The sequence below is a fragment of the Kribbella hippodromi genome (genome assembly GCF_039531045.1).
Lineage (GTDB): Bacteria > Actinomycetota > Actinomycetes > Propionibacteriales > Kribbellaceae > Kribbella > Kribbella hippodromi.
In genome coordinates this window covers 1-1272 of record NZ_BAAAPH010000058.1, presented here as the reverse complement: position 1 = coordinate 1272, position 1272 = coordinate 1, and the positions used below count along the sequence as shown (strand labels likewise).

Below are 1272 nucleotides of genomic sequence, written 5' to 3'. Positions count from 1 at the left end.
GGCGGGTTCAGGGGGTGATTGCAACACCTGTCGGTTGAAGGGGTGTTGTGATGGGTGCTCGTGTTGGTCGTCCTCGGTTGCCGGTGGAGTTGGAGTACAGGTTTTGGAACGAGGTGCGTGCGGGGCTGGGGGTTGAGGAGGCCGCGGCGGCGGTCGGCGTGTCGCGTAACAAGGGGCATCGGTGGGTCGGTGAGCGTGGTGGGGTGATGCCACAGCTGGCGGCGGGGCGGCGGACGCGATCGTTGAGTTTCGCTGAGCGTGAAGAGATCGGGCTGCTGTCAGCCGCGAACAGCGGGGTGCGGGAGATCGCGCGGCAGCTGGGTCGTGCTCCGAGCACGATCAGCCGCGAGCTGCGCCGGGTCAAGCATCAGCGTGCACCCGGCGACCGGCATCGGCTGCCGTACCGGGCGTCCATGGCCCAGGCCGACGCCGATGAGCGGGCCAGGCGGCCCAGGGATGCGAGGCTGGCAACGAACCTGGCGCTGCGGCGTGAGGTCCAGGCCCGGTTGGAGGAGAATCACAGTCCTGAGCAGATCGCGGGCCGGCTGCGCGAGGACTTCCCCGACGATCCGGAGATGTGGGTGTCACACGAGACCATCTACCAGGCGCTGTACGTGCAGGGCCGCGGCGCGCTGAAACGCGAACTGGTCAAGCATCTTCGCACCGGCCGGGCGCTGCGGAAACCGCGTCGTGCCGAGGGGGAACGGCGGGGACGGATCCCGGGCATGGTCAACATCGCCGAGCGCCCCAAACAGGTCGAGGACCGGGCGGTGCCCGGCGACTGGGAAGGCGACCTGATCTTGGGATCGACCGCTTCCGGCTCGGCGATCGGGACCCTGGTCGAGCGGGCCACCGGGTTCACCCTCCTGCTGCACCTGCGCGGCGACCACACCGCCGACACCGTCGCCGAGGCGATGATCCACAAGATGACAGAACTGCCCGAGCAACTGCGCCGGACCCTGACCTGGGACCAGGGCAGCGAGATGTCCAACCACGTCCGGATCGCCGACGTGACCGGGCTGGACATCTACTTCTGCGACCCGCACTCACCCTGGCAGCGCGGCACCAACGAGAACACCAACGGGCTGCTGCGCCAGTACTTCCCCAAAGGCACCGACCTGTCGAAGTGGGGACCTGGCTACCTCGACAAAGTCGCCGCTGAACTCAACAACCGGCCCCGCAAACGCCTCCACTGGCGCACCCCCGCCGAAGCCCTCGACAAGCTACTGTCCAACCAAGCAAATCCACCCGGTGTTGCAACCACCGCGTGAA

General features: G+C 67.8%; 1 protein-coding gene. It reads left to right on the top strand.

Annotated elements, in window-relative coordinates:
* Nucleotides 1-50 precede the first annotated feature (50 nt).
* Nucleotides 51-1271: an IS30 family transposase gene (locus ABD260_RS37465; RefSeq protein ID WP_344241738.1), complete on the top strand. Its 1221-nt coding sequence runs from the start codon at nucleotides 51-53 to the stop codon at nucleotides 1269-1271.
* Nucleotide 1272: the final 1 nt, after the last annotated feature.

Coding starts and splice junctions, on each gene's coding strand:
- ABD260_RS37465 (WP_344241738.1), top strand. CDS start 51: ATGGGTGCTCGTGTTGGTCGTCCTCGGTTGCCGGTGGAGTTGGAGTAC.